General features: G+C 39.7%; 18 protein-coding genes and 1 CRISPR repeat array (1 of these 19 running past the window's edge). Of the genes, 8 read left to right on the top strand and 10 right to left on the bottom strand.

The annotated features are described in order from the left end of the window. Positions 1-68 precede the first annotated feature (68 nt). Genes cas3 through MTC_RS05920 form a run of 5 tightly spaced genes read right to left on the bottom strand, consistent with a single transcriptional unit; the run spans position 69 to position 6587 of the window. A complete protein-coding gene (gene cas3, locus MTC_RS05940; protein WP_014405784.1) occupies positions 69-2120 on the bottom strand; it encodes a CRISPR-associated helicase Cas3' in 2052 nt (683 codons plus the stop codon). Next, positions 2110-2859, bottom strand: coding sequence for a hypothetical protein (locus MTC_RS05935; RefSeq protein WP_014405783.1), 750 nt, complete (start codon positions 2857-2859; stop codon positions 2110-2112). Before MTC_RS05935 ends, cas3 begins: the two co-directional genes overlap by 11 nt. Before the next feature lies 1 nt (position 2860). Beyond that, positions 2861-3814: a hypothetical protein gene (locus tag MTC_RS13055; protein WP_014405782.1), complete on the bottom strand. Its 954-nt coding sequence runs from the start codon at positions 3812-3814 to the stop codon at positions 2861-2863. A gap of 21 nt (positions 3815-3835) precedes the next feature. Then, on the bottom strand, positions 3836-4807 hold the full coding sequence (locus tag MTC_RS05925; RefSeq protein WP_014405781.1) for a hypothetical protein: 972 nt from the start codon (positions 4805-4807) through the stop codon (positions 3836-3838). 1 nt (position 4808) lies between these two features. After that, positions 4809-6587, bottom strand: a complete 1779-nt coding sequence (locus MTC_RS05920; protein ID WP_014405780.1) for a hypothetical protein — start codon at positions 6585-6587, stop codon at positions 4809-4811. Between the two features lie 409 nt (positions 6588-6996). Between MTC_RS05920 and MTC_RS05915 the strand changes: the two genes are divergently transcribed. The 3 genes from MTC_RS05915 (at position 6997) to MTC_RS05905 (ending at position 8706) form a co-directional block, all read left to right on the top strand. After that, positions 6997-7662, top strand: a complete 666-nt coding sequence (locus tag MTC_RS05915; RefSeq protein WP_048189078.1) for an ATP-binding protein — start codon at positions 6997-6999, stop codon at positions 7660-7662. A gap of 73 nt (positions 7663-7735) precedes the next feature. After that, positions 7736-8155, top strand: coding sequence for a helix-turn-helix domain containing protein (locus MTC_RS05910; RefSeq protein ID WP_014405779.1), 420 nt, complete (start codon positions 7736-7738; stop codon positions 8153-8155). Between the two features lie 29 nt (positions 8156-8184). Continuing rightward, complete coding sequence (locus tag MTC_RS05905; protein WP_158308496.1) at positions 8185-8706, top strand: hypothetical protein; 522 nt, start codon at positions 8185-8187, stop codon at positions 8704-8706. 95 nt (positions 8707-8801) lie between these two features. Here the strand turns inward: MTC_RS05905 and MTC_RS12835 are convergent, their stop codons facing one another. From MTC_RS12835 to MTC_RS05890, 5 genes are read right to left on the bottom strand one after another with little or no spacing between them, the layout of a single operon-like run. Further along, on the bottom strand, positions 8802-8954 hold the full coding sequence (locus MTC_RS12835) for a tetratricopeptide repeat protein (protein ID WP_158308495.1): 153 nt from the start codon (positions 8952-8954) through the stop codon (positions 8802-8804). Continuing rightward, positions 8951-9598 carry a tetratricopeptide repeat protein gene (locus tag MTC_RS05900; protein WP_014405777.1) on the bottom strand — a complete coding sequence of 216 codons (648 nt, stop codon included), beginning with the start codon at positions 9596-9598 and terminating at the stop codon, positions 8951-8953. The genes MTC_RS12835 and MTC_RS05900 overlap by 4 nt, the downstream gene beginning before the upstream one ends. Before the next feature lie 22 nt (positions 9599-9620). Next, a complete protein-coding gene (locus MTC_RS12830; RefSeq protein WP_237706001.1) occupies positions 9621-9884 on the bottom strand; it encodes a HEPN domain-containing protein in 264 nt (87 codons plus the stop codon). Continuing rightward, entirely contained in the window at positions 9865-10041 is a 177-nt protein-coding gene (locus MTC_RS13295) for a hypothetical protein (protein WP_158308494.1), read from the bottom strand. Before MTC_RS13295 ends, MTC_RS12830 begins: the two co-directional genes overlap by 20 nt. Next, entirely contained in the window at positions 10025-10315 is a 291-nt protein-coding gene (locus MTC_RS05890; RefSeq protein ID WP_048189076.1) for a nucleotidyltransferase domain-containing protein, read from the bottom strand. Before MTC_RS05890 ends, MTC_RS13295 begins: the two co-directional genes overlap by 17 nt. Positions 10316-10515: 200 nt before the next feature. On the opposite strand from MTC_RS05890, the gene csa3 reads away from it, so the two are divergent. From csa3 to cas4, 5 genes are read left to right on the top strand one after another with little or no spacing between them, the layout of a single operon-like run. Beyond that, positions 10516-11118 (top strand): CRISPR-associated CARF protein Csa3, encoded by a 603-nt coding sequence (gene csa3, locus MTC_RS05885; protein WP_014405775.1) that lies wholly within the window; start codon positions 10516-10518, stop codon positions 11116-11118. Further along, positions 11115-11399 carry a CRISPR-associated endonuclease Cas2 gene (gene cas2, locus MTC_RS05880; RefSeq protein WP_014405774.1) on the top strand — a complete coding sequence of 95 codons (285 nt, stop codon included), beginning with the start codon at positions 11115-11117 and terminating at the stop codon, positions 11397-11399. The genes csa3 and cas2 overlap by 4 nt, the downstream gene beginning before the upstream one ends. A 4-nt stretch (positions 11400-11403) precedes the next feature. Continuing rightward, positions 11404-12288, top strand: a complete 885-nt coding sequence (gene cas4a / locus MTC_RS05875) for a type I-A CRISPR-associated protein Cas4/Csa1 (protein WP_014405773.1) — start codon at positions 11404-11406, stop codon at positions 12286-12288. A 33-nt stretch (positions 12289-12321) separates the two neighbouring features. Further along, a complete protein-coding gene (gene cas1, locus MTC_RS05870; RefSeq protein ID WP_014405772.1) occupies positions 12322-13365 on the top strand; it encodes a CRISPR-associated endonuclease Cas1 in 1044 nt (347 codons plus the stop codon). A gap of 1 nt (position 13366) precedes the next feature. Next, positions 13367-13951 carry a CRISPR-associated protein Cas4 gene (gene cas4 / locus MTC_RS05865; protein WP_014405771.1) on the top strand — a complete coding sequence of 195 codons (585 nt, stop codon included), beginning with the start codon at positions 13367-13369 and terminating at the stop codon, positions 13949-13951. Positions 13952-14069: 118 nt separating this feature from the next. After that, positions 14070-18485: a CRISPR direct-repeat array (repeat unit 37 nt; unit sequence GTTTCAAAATGTGTCCTCGCAAAATGAGGATTGAAAG); it runs 1547 nt beyond the window's last position.

Below are 18485 nucleotides of genomic sequence, written 5' to 3'. Positions count from 1 at the left end.
ATGAAAATATTTGTCAAAAGATACAAAATAAAGTAAAATTCAATATAATTAGAAGACAACGATAACACCTACGTTATGTTTAAATATTCAATTTTTCTATCATATTGTGATTCAGGTAATAATATCTGCTTTTTAACCGATATTTCAATTTTGATACCTTTCTCTTTCTTCTCGAAAATTTTAGGTAATTGAATTAAACCATCCTTGGGATTAATATTTGGATAACCTTGAGATTTATAAATGACATAAATTTCATGAAGATATGGATTGATTTTTCCTTTTACATAGCCGTCATCGCTTTCTGAATCTTGAATAGCGAAAATTAGATAATTCTCTTTAAGATCCGATACCTTCAATGAATCTTGTGTGCTTAACATATCTATAGATATAGATAATGGATCAAAATTATATAATAAGTTCTTTTCACGCATCATTAAAAGTACATCATTTATACTATTATCTTTCGACCATTTTCTAATCTCACCGAAATCGGATTCTTTTTTAACCCAGAATAGTTTAATTGAAGGAATCCAAGAACGTGTTGAGATAATGCCACTTTCGTGTAATTTTTCTCTTGTCCGATCAAATTCATAAACATAAGAATATAGAAGATGAAAAAGAGCGTCGGTAAGGTCTTCTTTTTTAAGGTTCGGTCTAATAGTCTCCTTTCTTATCATTTCTTCAATGAGATTTCCACCATTATTTTCTTCTAATATGCTATTATATACTTCATAGTTATATGCTACTGGATCTCTTAAATAATTTTCAATTTCATCTTGAAATTCTTTTCCGATTATAAAAAGAATTCCTTTTGATTCTTTTTTTCTTGCACATCTTCCTGCTCTCTGTATTAATTGATCCGGATTGCAATAATCAGTAATTAATAGCTCAGCATTAAGGTCACAACCAACTTCTATAGCATGAGTGGTAATCAAAATATACGGTTTGTTAACTTCATCCAATTCTTTAATCGCTTCATAAATTTGTGATTTAATATATGAAAATAATCGTCCATGGTAGAAAAATACAGGTACACCATTATATAAATTGTTATTAGAAAATTTTATTAATCGTTCATATATATTATAGGCATTTCTCACAGTATTTCTCACAATTATAATTTTTTTACCTATATTTTTATTTATTATCTCAATTATTTTTTCATCTCGATTTTCATCATCTATAATTTTATAAGTCTTATTACCTTTAGAGTCTTCGCCATTTACGACGGCCATTCCTAGCTTCGTTTCTGACATATTTAAAAATTCTTGTGGTAGAGTGGCAGACATTACAACGACTTTAATGTTATTACTTATTAATGTGGAGAGTAGATTGATAAAATTTGTATATGATACAGAATCATACAAATGTGCTTCATCGAAACATATTACGAGCCTTCCAGTAGTAAGTTCATTCATGTATAACCTATATGGATAAATCAAATTCCATTTTTGCTCACCATATGCAAAAAAACGATATAAAAATTTATCTAAAGTTGTAAGTATTACGTCTCCTCCAAAATAGTGCTTTTTAGTTTTTCGTATAACATAAGATACATTTTCATTAAGATGATTAATCTCTATAGTAGTATAAGGACCAATTTGATATATCAATTCAAAATTTTTCAAACTGTGGATATAATTTTCTAATTTATTTTGCAATTTATCTATGCTAATTTTTTCTTCGGTTTCATTCTTATCAATTAATACTTTAATTTTAATTTCTTTTAACTTTTGAATTCTATACCAATATTTGACTTGATTCAATATTCTATTAATAGACTTCTCGTTAAATTTTGTATATTGAAGAGCATATTCCTCATCACCAATATCAATACTAATAGTCTTACTTATCTCATTTTTTAAGATTAGTTTTTTGATATAATCTTTCAATCTTAATATCTGATCATTTACTAAACTTCTTGTTGGATAAATCAATACTAATTTTTTATCTTTTATTAAAGATGGTATTAAAATAGCTTCGGTTTTACCAGAGCCGGTACCAGAAAGAAGCGTTATCCCTGAGATTAAATTATTATCTAATAGTTCCCAACATCTACGCTGATGTTCACGAGGTATAAATTTATCATTAAATATTTTATATGCTTCTTCAATTTCCATATAGTGTTACCTCCCTAACATCTTTTTTCGCATCTAAAAAAATACTATTAAGAGTTCTCCCAGCATTTATTTTTTCGCTTTTTATTATTTCCTTTATCTTAGCCGTTTTCATCGAATAAAAATTGTAACATAATTTTGTACTTCCAATAAAAACGCCTTCTGGAACGATAAAAAAATTATTTTCGTCTTCTTGAGTTACTTCCAAGTCAGATTTTAAATCCTTTTCCAAATCAATTCCTTGAAAAACGTATGATAATATAGCGCTATCGATCCAATCCGCAGTCTTTAAAGCATACCAATCATGAATAAAATTATTTATTTGTTCATATATATTTTTTTCTGATTCGTAGATAAAATCGACTACTTTATAAAGATTAAAAGTGTTAAATCCAGAATGATGTAATCGAATAAGATTAAGAATATAATATTTTTCATAATTTTTTCTACGATTGATGACATTAAACTCGATTTCATTAAAATCTTTATCAACAAGATACGAAGGAAACTCGGCGCCATGATTAGGAAAAAGATTGCCGCCATTTAGAATAGCGTCTGCCTTTAAAGTCCTGCTTTTCCAGAGATCGTGAATAGAAGCAGCTTTCTTTAAAATAGTCATATTCCCAGTAAAATTATTCGAAAACGCCTCAATAATTTTAACCAGATTCGTATTATGTGAATCTATATCAATAAAAATTATTTCATCTGGCTTTCGAATAGTCTTCGCAATTCCATTTAACATATTAAATCCACCCTAAGATATCTACAAATTTTGCTGGAATATTTATATTAATATCTTCTACTGTAGAAGTTAAATATTCCCCCTCTGCTTCTGTACCATTTAAAAAGAACACATTTTTTACAAATGATTGAGAATCTCGTCTAAAATAGTATATGCTTTCTAAACCATTACCTTTTAAAATTTTTAAAGATTCTAGGGAAGCTGGAACTAAGGTAGATGATATAAACACTCCTTTTTGTAATTTTAACTCAGCAGTTTTAAAAATTTTAGAAATGAATGCAAATCCTTCTTTACCTATCTTAAAACCATAATTTATTAAAATATCGAATTTATCTAAAGTGGGTGCATTTTTCGAAATAAGTAAGCCATAATATTTCTCAGTAACATTATAACTCCAATCCAATGGTTGTCTTCGTTCTTCCTTTTTAAAGGTGCTCCATTTTGGAACATCATGCCCAAGTAAGACCGCTTTGTATACTCCGCGTTTATAATATTTGTTTAAATTAGATTTTTTATATTCATTAATAAATGTTTCTATACCGATTGATTCCAAACAACCATTATTAATTTTTTGTTGAATTAAACTTATCACTTCATTTTCTGTTGGATCAAAAATATCTAAACCATCTGCTATTGAATGACCTTTTCCAACATGCTGGTACCCCATCCTAAAACTCGTAAAAGATTTTGAATTTGATGAGTATGCACCAAGACTAAGAACTCCACTATATTTCGTTTCTAAAATATAATACTCATCAATATTTGGTGTAGTAGTTTTGAACCTTCGAGGAACTGGAAGTTCTTCTTTCTGGGCTAATTTTAGTAACCGATAAAGATAACCAGAAAGAGTTGTTGGAGGAATAAAATTATAAGTATCTATTTTTTTATGAGACATAGGAACTTTTCTAAAGGTTAATACTGACGTTGGGGTTATCTCTATTAGTTTTAAAAACATAAAACCTCGATGAGCTTGTTATTATTTTTTATTATTTATAGTACTAGCTGATGTCTCACTCGATTTTAACAAAATTGAACTAGTGGGTTCACCGCTTGCTAAACATCTTAATAGGGATTCCGCATTGTCCCCCTTATAACGTTCAAATTTCCCATCTTTTGTTTGTGTTAAATTAGCTTTTTCAATGAACTCATTAATCGCTTTTTTAGCATCTGTAATCATTGGACTTATAATAGGTCTCTTGCCCAATGGCTCCGTATATATATCTACAACTAAAAGTGGCTCATCCCTTCCTTTACCATCCCAACTATAATGGAAAATATCAGCACCTTTTGGATGACCTGCTCCTATCCTTTTTAGAGATTCCAAGAAACTATATGCCACCATTTGTGGTTCTGATAACTTCCTATCACCTTTCTCAGTTTCTAATAACAGAGAATGCCAATAAATTGGAAATAGAGCACTTGCTTCCACATATTCTTTTTCATAAGGCATTGGCGTCGAAAGCCTTTCTAGATCCTTCTCATTTATACCTTTATTTTTAAGTAAATTTTTAATTTTTTCTTTATCATATTGACCGATTTGCCCTTCCAATATATATGATGGTGAGCATAATCTTTGTTTAATATCTGGAGAGATCTCTTGGATTGCCACACCGCCAGCCTGGAAAACTCTGCTCGCAATTGAGCCTTCATCAGCCCCAGATGTTGTCATCAATCCACCAAAAAGCTTACATAGGTCACATTTTCCACAGGTAGCTGGGATTCCACAAGATTTAATTTGTTCGTCTCCTAAATCATTTAACTTCCACATCAAAGCTCTGCGCGCTACTCCTCTTACTTTTGTTGGACTCATATATAATTTTTCTATTTCTCCATCTAATGTGGGTACTGTGACGAGTTCTATCCTGTTCACATTTAAATCTTTTACATTACCAAAATGCAGCTCTTGTGTTGCTTCTACGATAGCATAAATATCCATATTTATTCTCATTTTACTCACCTCTTTGGATAAGCTCTGGGCGTCTTGCAACTAGTGCATATTTAATTCGTCCTATAAGATCAGAATATTCTTTCTCAAGCTTTTTAGGATTATTACCATATTTTTGAGAAAGAATCTTTTGAATATAAATATAGACTTTTAATAAATCATCAAATCGTAAAAATAATCTTTCACCTTCTCCATACTTGAAATTGGCAATTTTCTCTATAATTTGTTTTCTTTCTTGCTGTTCTTTTTCAAAGTTACCATATCCTTCTTCTTCATGTATTTTAATAAGAAGATCTTTTAAAAGTTTATATTGTGCCTTATTAGTAAAATCCATTTCAAGAGTGGCATAATCTTTTTCCTTATTGATTTGCCTAAGGCGTAATAAAACCTCTTCAGGTTTTTCTAGATAGAATGCTACCTTTCGCGTTTCTGTTTTTATATCTTCTCTATCGCTATTAGGTATAAATGTATCCACCAGTAGCGCTGTCCCAAAAATAATATCTGGCCTGTCTTCCATTTTAATCACCTCGTACTTTAATAATTGATAAATACCATTATCAAGTACTAAACGTCCTTGTCTACCTTTATTTTGAAGTAAAACTCCAATATGTTTAAATAAAGAAAAATAATTACCTCTTAAGATAGCATAATGAGCTTTTTTATATTCCTGTTCATCATCTGGATGCCAAAATTTTCCATGTCCCAAAATGCTTTCAAATATTTTTATAACAATGCACTTATTTATATCGAGAAATTGATTTGTAGATAAATTTTTTATATTAAATTCTTCATCAACTAAGACTTGTAGAGGTAATGTTGAAGCTGATATATAAGTTAGTGCACTTTTTCCATATGAATTTTCTTTTTGTAACATATTAGTAATAGATATATAATCACCAGTTGAAATACCTAAAAGTCTATTAAAAATGTAATCAAAAGGCTCTTCTTTCTTCATAGTTTTTAATACTACTAAATCCTTTTGTTGCTGACCAGTCCCTTGAGATGTTCTTACAACTGAAACATATATTGAAAAAACACAAATAGGACAAATTTTTGGAGATGTTGTAGTATACCCTTTTTGTGGTCTTTGGGATGAGAAATCGGCAAATCCAGTAACTACGGAGTAGTTATTACCTACTCTACCACAGAACATACAATAATCTTTTGCATCATCACCGAATCCGACTTTTGCTTCTTCTACTTCCAATGATAATTTATTATCAAGAATAACTTTTTTAATTTCTAGTGGTGGAGGTATTATCAAAGGAAATTCTTGGAGGTTGTAGATATTTTTTATTAATGTCCACCTATATAACAATTTAGTATCATCATACCTATTCTTGATAAATTCAGAGAATATACTTGATAAATCTATTTTATAAAATGAATGAATTATTATACTACTTTTTTGAAATTCTATTACTGCATAATATTTTTCTTCTAGATAATATAAAAATTCATCTACCAATGTTTGTAGTGTTGTATTTATTAAAGGGTCTAGTGATGATGGGTATGAAAATTTTGTTTTTATCGTCGATGGTTTCTCAAATTTACCATTAACAGTATTAAGCGAGAGCCACCTAGAAAATAATGGTTCATTTAATTTTCTAAGAAATTGTTTGGCTTTATAGATTTCATTTTTATTTAATCCAGATAAAATTTTAGGATTGTTTTCTTTCCTCGCCATTTGCACTATTAATTTGAAATCTACTTCATTAGTGGGATAAAAAACTCTATTTGTTTGGATAAACTCTCCCATTTCTTGTTTAGCCTCACCCACCATGAAAATTACACCTATATCATTATATGCTAAATAATTAATAGATTATTCTATATACTATTACTATTTAATCTTTTCGTTTTCATCTTCACATGTTAATATAATATATGCACAATTACATACAATATATACAACATAATACCTAGAAAAATTAAGTTTTTATGGAGCAAGACCTGCATGCTATAGTCATGCTTTGGATAAGGACAAGATGCCCATTGATGAATATAATTTCAAATCAACCAAAAAAGCTAAGATATAAGGTCTCATGATCTTATAAAAGCGTTCTACAGGCTTTGGCATTCTACTTTTCGGCGAACAACCTCGAGACATTATTCCTCATGCAGGCCTTCTCGGAACAATACGCTATCCAGGCGGTGGAGAAGAAATTCGTGATTTCAACTACTCTCTAATAATGATTCCTGACCTATTAGAGAAATGGCTCATGGACAAATTACCAACCTTTTTAGACAGGAGCAGGATGCTAAGAGAAAGAAAGCTTGATAATTATCCATTTGTCACTATCCGCGAGGCTATTATAAATGCGCTTATCCATCGAGATTACGATATCGCTGGCGCAAAATGTCAAGTAGTCATAACCGAACACACGATAACGATCAAAAGTCCAGGCGCGCCCGTCCTTCCAATTACAATCAAGCAGATGCAGGAATTCAAGGCACCCACTTTAAGTCGAAATTCAACGCTCCACTACGTATTTCGGCAAATGGGACTTGCAGAAGAAAGGGGTTTAGGCTTAATAAGTTTAAAATCCACCGCTGAGAAATATCATCTTCCTTTACCTAAATATACCTTTGAAGACCCATATCTTGTATTGACTATTTATACTAGCCAGGAAAGTGCCATTGAAATGCTAGCTCCAAAAATCCGTGAGTCTCTCAAAAAAGATGAAAGAACAGGATGGCTGTTACTTGCTTCGAGGGCTAAAGTTAATAAGTCTGAATATGCCAAACTCACAGGATACGACTATCATAAAGCAGAACGACACCTCAAAAAATTTGTAGAATTAGGGCTATTGCGACGTACTGGGAAAGGCCCCTCAACTGAATATATTATAATTTAGCAATAAGCCCCAGTGTTCGTGATTTAATGGTATAATTATTATGTATTTGTGTGTTTTTGTTCATTATGGTGTAATGGCAAGGCCGAACACTTGTGGGGCGGGGATTACCTGTCAGAATTCGGAGTGCTCTTTTTACCTTGTTGAAGAAGGGAAGCATATTGTTAAGATGGGGTTTAACAGTGCTGGGCATCAGGTGTATATGTGCCGGTATTGTAGCGGGAATTTTGTGGAGACCATTAATACTCCTTTGTATTACAAGCATTTGGATGAGAAGGAGATAGAGCTTATTGGGAAATTGGCATGTGAGAAGGTGGGGATACGGGCTATTGAGCGTATCACCGGCCATCATCGTGACACGGTGGGCAGGATAGTTAAGGATCTTGCTGGTCATGCCGGGTTCGTGGAGGATTTGCAAGCCACGGGGTTGAAGGCCAGCGAGGAGCGCGAGATGGACGAGGCGTGGACGTTCTTTAAAAAAAGGAGAGGAACCTAGAACCGGGAGAAGATGGCGGCGACCTGTGGGTGTACACCTGCCTGCGTAGAGGATCGTATTTTCTTGTCAGTTTCAGCGTTGGCAGATGGACGAAAGAGACGTGCAGGGAAATGATAGCCAGAGTAAAAGATTGTCTTGAGGGTGGAAAGACCACTTTTTATTCGGACGGCAATGACGACTACCTCTACGTTCTTCTCGAGTACTTCGAGGACATTGATTACGGGCAGATAGTCAAGAAAAGGGAGAACGGCAGGGTCGTGGGCAAGGAAAAAAGGGCGTTGATAGGAAACCCATTTATGAATGGTATCGAGACGTTTAACGTCGAGAACTTCAACAGCATACTCCGAAACTTCCTTTCAAGGCTCGTCAGGAAAGGAAAAGGATTTACAAAAAAAGCGCCGAGACTACACGACGCCATAGCACTCTTCCAGTTCATCTGGAACTTCATACACAAGTTGAAATGCAAAAAGACGCCCGCAATGATAGAAGGACTGGCAGTTAAACTATGGACCTGGAAAAAGCTACTAACATACCATTATGCTACAGATTAAAGGACACTAGGCAATAAGCGGTAATTATCTCCTCATTTTGAGGAGATTATTGAGGAGATTACCTATAAAAGCCAGATGTACCTTTAACAATCTCCTCATTTTGAGGAGATTATTAGGAAAATACGGGCGCGTAAAAGCGCACGGATTGCATCCTGTGGCTTTCCCTGCTCATCGTAAACCTCTCCAAGCCTTGCGAAGACCTCCGCGTTCTTCGGGTCCAGCCTCTGCGCGTTTCGAAGCGATTTCACCGCCCCTTCATAGTCGTCTTTTTTGCCAATGCCTCCCCCAAAAGCACATACCCCTCAGGATTCGTCCTGTCGATATTAATGGCATCCCTATACCTTTTTATAGCGCCATCAAGGTCATCCTCGTCCTCAAGCCTGGAGCCGACCTCAAGCTTTATATCATAATCATGCGGGCTCGCCTTTTCCGCTTCCATATACTCCACCATCGCCTCCTCTTTTCTGCCCGCTTCATATAGTAGGTCCCCTAGCGATAGGTGTAGTTCACCATTACCAGGATTTCGTGCAATAGCCTCTTTATGCAGTGAAATGCCTTCTTCCGCCCGGCCGCTTTCTAAAAAAATATTGCTAATCAGCATATACAGGTCGGCATCATCCGGCTTGAGCCTAATCGCATCCTTTAGCAATGCGATGGATTTCTCTACGTCCCTCATCCTATAATAGGATTCGGCAAGTATGGCCAATGGATAATATTCTTCAGGCTCGAGGCGGTGGGCTTCTTCAAGCTCGGGGATCGACTCCTCGTACATGCCCATCTCATTATATGCCAACCCCAGCCTGAGCCTGGAATAGTAATTCCACGGGTTCGCCCTTACCTCTTCTTCGAGCTCTTTTAGATTAAACCGAGGCTCGCCCCTTTTGAAAGACAAATCATTTTCGACGTATCAACCTTTATTTTTCCAGTTTCATCTTCCTTTCAACCATCTCGACCACGCCTTTAGCGAGCCTCATCGCCTCTTCCGCCTCTTCAGGGTCATCAAAATATCTAGATGGTACTTCCCCGGGCAAGCCATTCGGGTATCGCGTAATTAAATAATACCTATCCAGCTTTTTCGCCTTAACGGCCTCCTTAAAGTCTGGGTCTATTTCAAATGCCATCTCAGCTAATTTACCAATAGATTGTATTCGATACACCTCAACGGATTCTGCCTTCAGGTAAAGAAACGCCTTGAGGGCTTTTTCCGTCGCCTGCTGAAAGAAAAAAAAGCGCGAGATAAAACCGCCCTCTTTTCCTCAGCTCATCCGCATCCTCGAATTCATCCTTTGCCTGGATGAGCCACCTTAAAGCCTCCTCTTTAGCCTGCCTTTTCATAAACAACCTTCCCTCTCACCACGTTTTGTAGAAACGTGCTTTTGGGTAACATCTCATCAAACTCTTTATCATTATATACGATGATATCCGACTCAACAGTCCTATCGATGGAATCATAGACTATTTTCATCCATTCTTTTCCCGTCCTTGTGGATGGCATTATGACGAATAAGTCAAGATCGCTGTATACGTCAACTTTGTCCTGAGCGAAAGAGCCAAACACGATAATCTTAAGCGCGCCAAGCCTTTTAAGCTGGTCCACCAGATATTCCAAAGACTTCTGTAGCTCGGCCTTTCTTTCTTCCTTTGTAAAATCTCGCTCAAGCTCGACATCAGAACCCTCTTTTAATAGAGAATATCTATTAATGTTATTTCATCTTTCTCGTGCAATAGTGATATGAATCCTATACTTCTTATTGCCCGCCATTCACTATTGAGTAAAGCATATATTCCCTTAATCCATAAGTCTATCCAATGACCACCAACCTTACACTAATTTCGACTGTCTATAAAATAGAGCCGGTCATAGTGTGCGCCACCAGGTTTTCGCCCTCGAGAATCATTTTATTGACAGAGGAGGGCGCGCCTGAGGAAAAGACGCGCTCTGAAAAGCTGATTGAGGATACTTTTGGCTCGGTGCTGAAAGTCGAGAAGAGGTTTACGAGCCTATATGATACGGTGCAGGTAGCCAGGGACGTCGCGGCGATCATTGAGGAGGAGAACGCTAAGGGCCAGAGGGTTATGGTGAACGTGTCGGGCGGAAGGAAGCCTCAGGCATTCGGCGCACTGTTTGGAGCCTATGCCAGGAAGGAGATGGTCGATAAGGTGGTGTATGTCACCGAGGAAGACCAGTTTGTGGTCGAGTTTCCATTGCTGGGCTTCGGCATCTCCGATACCAAGCGCCTGGTGCTTGAGCAGCTTGAGAAGGGCGAGACCTCGGTTAGTAATATCGCTAAAAACCTCGGGATTTCGAAGGGAATGGCGTATGGGCACCTCCGTGAGCTAAAGTCGCTGGGATACGTTGTGGAAGATAACGGCTTCAAGATTACAGGGGCGGGAAGGATAGCCATCATATGATGTGCCTGGTGATTTATGATATTACGGATGATAAGCGTAGGAATAAGCTGGCAGCAATGCTGAAGGTGTTTGGCCTGGCCCGAATCCAGTATAGCGCCTTTCGAGGTGAATTAAATTCCAATGATAGGATGGTGCTGGCCAAAAAGGCCAGCCAGTTCGTTGAGGACGAGAAGGATAGCATCTTCATAATCCCCCTATGCGATAGATGCCTGGGCACGGCTACCGTGCTCAGCAAGGGAGGCGCATGCCTGGTAAAAGAGTCGAAAGTGCAAATCGTTTGATGTTATGGTTTATTATCTTAGCGATATCGAGCGCAAGATGCTCGAAAAGAGGATACGGCCGCTAACCAGGACCGTTGGAGTGAGCGAGGAGCTAAGGGGCTGGAGCTGGGACCGCTCTCCGCTTAAGCCATACCACGACGTTAGACTGCCGATGTACTCTATATGCGGGAAATACTGCCCCAACTCGAGGGATGTATACCTCAGGCATGTGCTTAAAAAGCCGGGCGAGGTAACTTATCCCGTGTCATTAGGATCGATAGTCCACTCCACCGTGAACGGTGCGTATAAGCACGTGCGGCTGAGGAATTTTAGCGCTGATTTTGAAAAATGGTATGAGTCGCAGGGGTTTAAGCCGCCCACAAATCCGGACTTAGTCAAGAAGTATTCGAGGATTGTGTGGGAGCATGTGTTAGCTAATGCTGAATCGAGGTTTAGGGAGGCCGCGAGCAGCCAGCCATACTCCGAAGAGGAGGACATGATAATGACTGCCGCGCCTTTCATGATCGAGCATAAGATAAGCGGGAACCTTTTGGGCTGTAGTGGCATCCTCAGCGTGGACTGCTTTGACTACCTCCATAACATCATATTCGACGTTAAGACCGCTACCAGGAAGGGGGAGAATAGCTTTTACAGGCTTTACGCTACTGGATATGCACTTGTCTTCGAGAGCGTATACGAGGTGCCCGTGGACATCGGCTGTACTGTATACCTGAACTTTAAGGATGACCGCTTGCTCATTGAAAGAGATATATTTCACATTAACGATGACCTGAGGAGCTGGTGGATAGAGGAGAGGGATAAGAAGTCTGAGATGGTATATGAGGAGAAAGACCCTGGGGTAGTACAGTGCGAAAGAAAATGCATGTATGCCAATATATGCAAGGAATAGGTTGTTTATGTCTAGTGTTGAGAGTAGACTTTTATGGAGCGCCTTGTCATCGATGGGTGGGGCCGCTATATAGGCGTAGACCACGAGCAAATCGTGGTAAGGGAGAGAAAGGATGGCAGCTATAAGGAAGTACACCGATGCTTGCCGTCAAGCTTAAGGCAGGTCGTGCTATCGGGCAGGGGCAGCATTAGCATCGACGCCATTGAGCTTTTAGCTGATAATGGCGTCGATATCGTCTTAATTGACTGGAGAGGCCAGGTGACCGCTTACGTCTCCCCACCACAGATGAGGACGGTAAATACTAGACGAGAGCAATACAGGGCATATGATTCACCGGCAGGCGCAGTGCTCGCGAAAGAGTTCATCTATGCTAAAATGAAGAACATGTCAGCCACGCTGGGGACCTTGGCCAAGACGAGAAAGGATACTTCGCCCGAATCTGCCGAGTCGTTGAGGCAGGCGAGGGACGAGATAAACATGAGGATAGCCAGCCTCGAAACATTGGACATAAAAAAGAAGAAGTGCGATGACATAAGGGATACGATAATGGGCCTTGAGGGCAGCGCATCAGCCGCATACTGGAGCTCCATAGTAACCATAATCCCGGAAGAGTTCGAGTTTAAAGAGCGCAGTGGCAGATACGCGACCGATCCATTAAATGCCATGCTCAACTACGGCTACGGCATACTAGAAGGCGAATGCAGGAGGGCCATACACTACGCAGGCCTCGACCCATATGGAGGCTTTTTACACGTTGACCGTCCCGGTAAAGCCAGCCTGGTATACGACCTGATGGAAGAGTTCCGGCAGCAAGTCGTGGATAAATCCGTCTTAAAGATATTCTCGCTTGGCCAGGTAAAGCCAGCCGACTTCACGCTCGAGAACGGCGTATGCAAGATGGCGGATAGCGCCCGGAAGCTCTTGCTAAATGAGCTTTTAGGCAAGCTAGAGGACCAGATTCGATATAACGATAAGAGCATGAAATGGACCGACCTCATCCTCGGCCAGGCAAGAGGCATCGCCCAGTACCTGCGAGGCGAGTCGAAGTCATATACAGGGTTCTGGCTCAGGTGGTAAAATGGCTGACGATGACATGCTCCAGGTGAGCGACATAACCCAATATTTCTATTGCCCTCGGAAAGTCTACTTTATGAAGACCATGGGAATCAAAGTCAAGCCTCGCCCAAAAATGGACCTTGGCAAAGAGGAGCATGAAAGAGAACATAGGCGGGTTAAAGAACGTAAGACGATTTACGGCTTTAGCGAGGATGAGGTTAAAGAAGTGATACATGACCTGGCCATAGAGAATAAAACAATTGGATTATATGGCATGGTTGATACCGTGCTCATCATGAAGAATGGAGAGGTTTTGCCAGTTGACGTGAAATACTCAAAAAGCGTGTCGGTTAAAATTAACTGGAGGAAGCAATTGATCGCATATTCGCTTTTGCTTGAGGCCTATTTTGGTACTACGGTTAGGCGTGGAATCATCTATTTGCCCGCTCAGCATAAGCAGATCCAGGTTGAGATAACATGTGAGGGTAAAGAGATGGTTAAGCAGGATATCCGGAAGATAAAAGACTTAATAAAGAGCGAGAAGATGCCTAACGTGAATAAAGGCTTGCAATGTAATTATTGTGAGATGGCTAAGTTTTGTAGTTGAGGCGCGGCGCGTGAAGGTCTTAATAAATGGATATACGATTTTTTAACCTTCACAAATGAGTGAATTGAAGGGGGTTATACAAAGGTTTATTGGTCAGGAAAGCTATGTTTTTTTGGCGGTTTCAAAATGTGTCCTCGCAAAATGAGGATTGAAAGATGACGCCTAGTATCGTGTTCGCAGCGTTCCTCACCGTTTCAAAATGTGTCCTCGCAAAATGAGGATTGAAAGTGAGCTTCGTACTATACCTGGACAGGGATTCCTCCCTGGTTTCAAAATGTGTCCTCGCAAAATGAGGATTGAAAGGTCATATTCTCTGTCATTTGCATATTTTCACCAACCGTTTCAAAATGTGTCCTCGCAAAATGAGGATTGAAAGGACGGGGGAGACCATGGATGGAGAACCTGTCATGCGGGTTTCAAAATGTGTCCTCGCAAAATGAGGATTGAAAGTCCTGGGTACGCCCCTGGGCGTCCCAGATGACCCCGTTTCAAAATGTGTCCTCGCAAAATGAGGATTGAAAGACGATATGCCCATCTTGTATCTCGTCGACCAGATGGTTTCAAAATGTGTCCTCGCAAAATGAGGATTGAAAGAATGCCCATGAAATACGTTCTTTCGCCGCTTCGAGGGTTTCAAAATGTGTCCTCGCAAAATGAGGATTGAAAGAATTCCCATGAAATACGTTCTTTCGCCGCTTCGAGGGTTTCAAAATGTGTCCTCGCAAAATGAGGATTGAAAGCCGTCCACGTCGAAGGTGATGTACCCGTTGTGGGGCGTTTCAAAATGTGTCCTCGCAAAATGAGGATTGAAAGTCCTAACCGTGTTGTAGTCGTCCGCCGTGTAGGGGTGTTTCAAAATGTGTCCTCGCAAAATGAGGATTGAAAGTGTCATCGTAGCCGATTATCATGAGGGCGTGGCCCCCGTTTCAAAATGTGTCCTCGCAAAATGAGGATTGAAAGTCTTCTCCTGCTTCTGGGCCAGGTCGTTCAACTCCCTGTTTCAAAATGTGTCCTCGCAAAATGAGGATTGAAAGTAACATGAGCAACACAGCCTATGAGCCGTTGAAGGGCGTTTCAAAATGTGTCCTCGCAAAATGAGGATTGAAAGTGGAGACCATTGTCAGTCATATCCTCGCCTCCTCGTTGGTTTCAAAATGTGTCCTCGCAAAATGAGGATTGAAAGAGCTCCGTGTGGGCTGATTCGACGCCCGTTTCGAGGGTTTCAAAATGTGTCCTCGCAAAATGAGGATTGAAAGCTTGCAGCCGCCACCCCAGTGGCGGTGTGTACAGCTACGTTTCAAAATGTGTCCTCGCAAAATGAGGATTGAAAGGCTACCATCCATGTACACGTCATAGTAGTTCGTGCCGTTTCAAAATGTGTCCTCGCAAAATGAGGATTGAAAGTTATCAACAAGCAGTTTTTTTATGCGCTCACAGAGGGTTTCAAAATGTGTCCTCGCAAAATGAGGATTGAAAGCGAATTCGCCGCCCGGCGTCGAGTTCGTACCAGTGGTTTCAAAATGTGTCCTCGCAAAATGAGGATTGAAAGACTGGCCGGACAACCCATTAGACCACGAGCCGACAAGTTTCAAAATGTGTCCTCGCAAAATGAGGATTGAAAGGCGAACCTGGCGTTCCAGGGAAGCGTCGACGGCACGGTTTCAAAATGTGTCCTCGCAAAATGAGGATTGAAAGGCGTATATGTGGGAGTATAAGTGGGCGTTGAACCCGTTTCAAAATGTGTCCTCGCAAAATGAGGATTGAAAGGCGTATATGTGGGAGTATAAGTGGGCGTTGAACCCGTTTCAAAATGTGTCCTCGCAAAATGAGGATTGAAAGGTTAGCACGTCAAACCCGGGCACCCCCGTGAACCAGTTTCAAAATGTGTCCTCGCAAAATGAGGATTGAAAGGTTAGCACGTCAAGCCCGGGCACCCCCGTGAACCAGTTTCAAAATGTGTCCTCGCAAAATGAGGATTGAAAGTCCTCGTCTTGTGGTGAGGGCACCCCGTCTTCCTCGTTTCAAAATGTGTCCTCGCAAAATGAGGATTGAAAGAGTTGTCGGCGTTGCCCGGGTGGGGCGGCATGCACAGCGTTTCAAAATGTGTCCTCGCAAAATGAGGATTGAAAGATGTATGGCTGGGCTGGTACTCCGCGCCTCCCAATGTTTCAAAATGTGTCCTCGCAAAATGAGGATTGAAAGATTGTTCCGGTGGATTACCAGTAATGGTGTGAGGCCCGTTTCAAAATGTGTCCTCGCAAAATGAGGATTGAAAGATTGTTCCGGTGGATTACTAGTAATGGTGTGAGGCCCGTTTCAAAATGTGTCCTCGCAAAATGAGGATTGAAAGTGCCACGTGAGCTCCGAGGCCTCGTTTATATAAGCAGTTTCAAAATGTGTCCTCGCAAAATGAGGATTGAAAGTTTATTTTTTCTATCATTGTTTCCGCGCAGTATTTTGGTTTCAAAATGTGTCCTCGCAAAATGAGGATTGAAAGAGGGTTACGCGCCCCGCCACGCCATCATACAGGTGAGGTTTCAAAATGTGTCCTCGCAAAATGAGGATTGAAAGACGTTGTGGGGGATACTAGGATACTACCACGAACTAGTTTCAAAATGTGTCCTCGCAAAATGAGGATTGAAAGGTACTAACCTTTTTTATGTATTGGGCATACTTTTGTGTTTCAAAATGTGTCCTCGCAAAATGAGGATTGAAAGTTTTCGCCATATTATGACCATATCCTATTCTTCTATGTTTCAAAATGTGTCCTCGCAAAATGAGGATTGAAAGATATAAATTACTACGCCATTGAAAGCATCCCCAATACGTTTCAAAATGTGTCCTCGCAAAATGAGGATTGAAAGTTTTGATAATATATAAATGGTGGATGGTCACCGTGTTGTTTCAAAATGTGTCCTCGCAAAATGAGGATTGAAAGCTCCTTTTCGCCTCACGTAAAGGCGGTTTTAATTGTGTTTCAAAATGTGTCCTCGCAAAATGAGGATTGAAAGTAATGTCAGCGGGGTCTTGGCTAAAATATACTTTGACGTTTCAAAATGTGTCCTCGCAAAATGAGGATTGAAAGACAACATGCTTAACAATAGTGTAACCATACTTCTTAGTTTCAAAATGTGTCCTCGCAAAATGAGGATTGAAAGTACACGAGCACCCTAAGGCGAGAGCCTTGGAACAGCGTTTCAAAATGTGTCCTCGCAAAATGAGGATTGAAAGCCGGTCTGACGGGCATGTATAGCCTATCCTGACGGTGTTTCAAAATGTGTCCTCGCAAAATGAGGATTGAAAGGTGAGGGTTGCGTATCCACCTGGCACGAGGACCATCCGTTTCAAAATGTGTCCTCGCAAAATGAGGATTGAAAGTCGTGACCACAACCCCGAAGCCGAACAAGATAACAAAGTTTCAAAATGTGTCCTCGCAAAATGAGGATTGAAAGACCACCCACGTCTCGCCTACAACACTACTACCACAGTTTCAAAATGTGTCCTCGCAAAATGAGGATTGAAAGACGGGCGTCCCAGTAGCCGACGCGCTCGCCAGTCTGGTTTCAAAATGTGTCCTCGCAAAATGAGGATTGAAAGATTCGGATCGTGCCTTCGCCGCTAGACGTCATTACCAGTTTCAAAATGTGTCCTCGCAAAATGAGGATTGAAAGACCCATTAGGCGTCATAACGTATAGGCTCCCCACTGGTTTCAAAATGTGTCCTCGCAAAATGAGGATTGAAAGCCCGGTAGACGCGGTACCCGTCAACCCTCCAGGGCAGTTTCAAAATGTGTCCTCGCAAAATGAGGATTGAAAGTTTAGTGCGCGGCTCATCTCGATTTGGACGCGTATGTTTCAAAATGTGTCCTCGCAAAATGAGGATTGAAAGTTGTTAGCAAATGTTAAATAATTGCTAACAATAGGGGTTTCAAAATGTGTCCTCGCAAAATGAGGATTGAAAGGATTTAAACAGTACATGGAACAGAGGATGGGCGCCACGTTTCAAAATGTGTCCTCGCAAAATGAGGATTGAAAGAAAGTTGCCATATTTATATTCCCTCCTTGTTTGGGTGTTTCAAAATGTGTCCTCGCAAAATGAGGATTGAAAGAATCGTGAATAAAACCGGATATATGAATCTGCAAAGTTTCAAAATGTGTCCTCGCAAAATGAGGATTGAAAGACGATATCGGTAAAATACTTGAGGGCATAACCGGTTTCAAAATGTGTCCTCGCAAAATGAGGATTGAAAGTTTAACACCATCATTAGACTCCATTCTATCTGGCTGTTGTTTCAAAATGTGTCCTCGCAAAATGAGGATTGAAAGTGCCTTTGGTGGTGGATTTGGATGCCGTTGATTAGGTGTTTCAAAATGTGTCCTCGCAAAATGAGGATTGAAAGTTATAGGTTTTTACTAACTCGTCAAAAGTTAGGATGGTTTCAAAATGTGTCCTCGCAAAATGAGGATTGAAAGTTCAACATTTCAACACTTGTGGCGGCGTTGTCCAAAGTTTCAAAATGTGTCCTCGCAAAAT

Origin of the sequence: Methanocella conradii HZ254, from assembly GCF_000251105.1 — an archaeon.
Lineage (GTDB): Archaea > Halobacteriota > Methanocellia > Methanocellales > Methanocellaceae > Methanocella > Methanocella conradii.
This window is presented reverse-complemented; position numbering and strand designations above follow the sequence as displayed.

Coding starts and splice junctions, on each gene's coding strand:
- cas3 (WP_014405784.1), bottom strand. CDS start 2,120: ATGGAAATTGAAGAAGCATATAAAATATTTAATGATAAATTTATACCT.
- MTC_RS05935 (WP_014405783.1), bottom strand. CDS start 2,859: ATGTTAAATGGAATTGCGAAGACTATTCGAAAGCCAGATGAAATAATT.
- MTC_RS13055 (WP_014405782.1), bottom strand. CDS start 3,814: ATGTTTTTAAAACTAATAGAGATAACCCCAACGTCAGTATTAACCTTT.
- MTC_RS05925 (WP_014405781.1), bottom strand. CDS start 4,807: ATGAGAATAAATATGGATATTTATGCTATCGTAGAAGCAACACAAGAG.
- MTC_RS05920 (WP_014405780.1), bottom strand. CDS start 6,587: ATGGTGGGTGAGGCTAAACAAGAAATGGGAGAGTTTATCCAAACAAAT.
- MTC_RS05915 (WP_048189078.1), top strand. CDS start 6,997: ATGATTCCTGACCTATTAGAGAAATGGCTCATGGACAAATTACCAACC.
- MTC_RS05910 (WP_014405779.1), top strand. CDS start 7,736: ATGGCAAGGCCGAACACTTGTGGGGCGGGGATTACCTGTCAGAATTCG.
- MTC_RS13295 (WP_158308494.1), bottom strand. CDS start 10,041: ATGAAAAGGCAGGCTAAAGAGGAGGCTTTAAGGTGGCTCATCCAGGCA.
- csa3 (WP_014405775.1), top strand. CDS start 10,516: ATGACCACCAACCTTACACTAATTTCGACTGTCTATAAAATAGAGCCG.
- cas2 (WP_014405774.1), top strand. CDS start 11,115: ATGATGTGCCTGGTGATTTATGATATTACGGATGATAAGCGTAGGAAT.
- cas4a (WP_014405773.1), top strand. CDS start 11,404: ATGGTTTATTATCTTAGCGATATCGAGCGCAAGATGCTCGAAAAGAGG.
- cas1 (WP_014405772.1), top strand. CDS start 12,322: ATGGAGCGCCTTGTCATCGATGGGTGGGGCCGCTATATAGGCGTAGAC.
- cas4 (WP_014405771.1), top strand. CDS start 13,367: ATGGCTGACGATGACATGCTCCAGGTGAGCGACATAACCCAATATTTC.